Genomic DNA, 1,611 nt, shown 5'->3' on the forward strand with positions numbered 1-1,611 from the left:
TTGCTACTGCAACTAAAGATAAATATGATAATAAATAATAAAAAAAAGTTTTACTTAGTTTTTTCCATTATAAATTTTAATCTATAAATTCAGGTTTTTCATTTGAGTATACAATTTCTATAAAATCCTCACCTTTAAATTCAAGATATAAATAATTATAATCATGTTTAACTTCAATTTTATTTCTTTTTTTATTATAATTAACAAGCACATATCTTGTCCCAACTGGTATTTTTAATTCTAAAAACTTAGATTTATCTCCTAAAACTCCTTTATTTGAATATATTTCTTCTCTTTTATCGTTAGTAATATCTATATTTTTAGTGATATCTTTTTCATTATATAAATATAATAATAGAGTCTTGTTCTCTTTTATATTCTCAGATTTTTTATCATTAGGAATTAGAGTGTATCTTAAATTATTGGTATTACAACTAACTATAAACATTAGATCAATTAATAGAAATAATATTTTACTTAATTTTTTCATTTTTAAATATTAATCTATGAACTCAGGCTTTTTATCTGAATAAACAATTTCTATAAGATCTTTTCCAACAAATTCAAAATATAAATATCTGTAACTTGTATTAAGCTTTATCCTATTTCTTTTTCCATTATATTTAATAATAATATTTTTTGTATTCTTGGGAAAGCTTAATTCTATATATTGAGATTTTTTTTTCAATTCGCCATTATTAGAATAAATTAAAACTCCATTATCTGTAATTAAAGTGATATCTTTTTTTATCCCTTTTTCATTATATAGATATAATAGTATTTCTTCGCCTAAAAATATCGAAGAATTCTTATTTTCAGGGATATATGTATATCTTATTTTATTAATAGATGTGCAGCTTAAAACTGAAAGTAAAATAAATATTGGTAAAAAGCTAATTTTTATTTTTTTCATCTGGAACATTTTGAATTATTATTTGTTTCTGCTCTGGTATTGTTTGCTTTGATATTTCCCATTGAGGTTTAGACATTAAATTAGACGTCTTTATCTTAGTTCTATCAACTGTGTTATTTTCATCATCTTTATGTTTAAGTCCTAGAGAATGACCAATTTCGTGTGTAGCATAAGCTGGTGTCATTTCTCCAGATACAACAGCTTCCATATAATTAACCTGACTATTTCCATTCTCTCCAAAAGTATAACCTTTAAGCTCAGAACCATTATCAAGCTCTTTACTTGATTGTTCTGTGGAAATTTGATCTGTAAGCGCAATAGTATAAGAACCTTTATCTGTAAAATTAATATTTCCCACCTCTATTTTATCTCCATTATTCATAGCCCCACCAAATGATTCTTTCATTTGAGAAACAAAATTCGTTTTAAATGCATCTACACCTTCTGGAGTTAAATTTTGTGATCTATTCACAAGGTTGATAGTAGCACTTAATGTGTATGTTTTTGTTCCATTATCATTTAATGTGGTACTCTTAACCCATTCAAGTCCCTCTAATTCTCGACCATCTATAATTCTATTTTCAGCAAAATTATAATGAGATTGATAAGCATATTTTTCAGAAAGTGGATCTATATTAAAGAACCTTCCCACATCCGGCATGTAATTTCTCCATTTAAAACTGTAAAAACCTGTTTCT

At 25.1% G+C, this 1,611-nt stretch carries 2 protein-coding genes and 1 pseudogene; all 3 read right to left on the reverse strand.

What is annotated here, in order from left to right; all coding sequences use genetic code 11:
* Positions 1–76: 76 nt before the first annotated feature.
* Entirely contained in the window at positions 77–490 is a 414-nt protein-coding gene (locus DRF67_RS21245; RefSeq protein ID WP_115930296.1) for a hypothetical protein, read from the reverse strand.
* Positions 491–499: 9 nt separating this feature from the next.
* The gene (locus tag DRF67_RS21250) at positions 500–913 is read right to left on the reverse strand and encodes a hypothetical protein (protein WP_115930297.1); all 414 of its coding nucleotides are present in this window, start codon (positions 911–913) and stop codon (positions 500–502) included.
* A pseudogene (locus tag DRF67_RS21255) lies at positions 894–1,611 on the reverse strand (M57 family metalloprotease); the annotation flags it as partial. The pseudogene DRF67_RS21255 and the gene DRF67_RS21250, both read right to left, overlap by 20 nt.

This window comes from Chryseobacterium pennipullorum, assembly GCF_003384725.1.
Taxonomy (GTDB): Bacteria; Bacteroidota; Bacteroidia; order Flavobacteriales; family Weeksellaceae; genus Chryseobacterium; species Chryseobacterium pennipullorum.

Excerpts from the sequence above, each read along its gene's own strand:
- DRF67_RS21245 (WP_115930296.1), bottom strand. The coding sequence starts at position 490 with ATGAAAAAATTAAGTAAAATATTATTTCTATTAATTGATCTAATGTTT.
- DRF67_RS21250 (WP_115930297.1), bottom strand. The coding sequence starts at position 913 with ATGAAAAAAATAAAAATTAGCTTTTTACCAATATTTATTTTACTTTCA.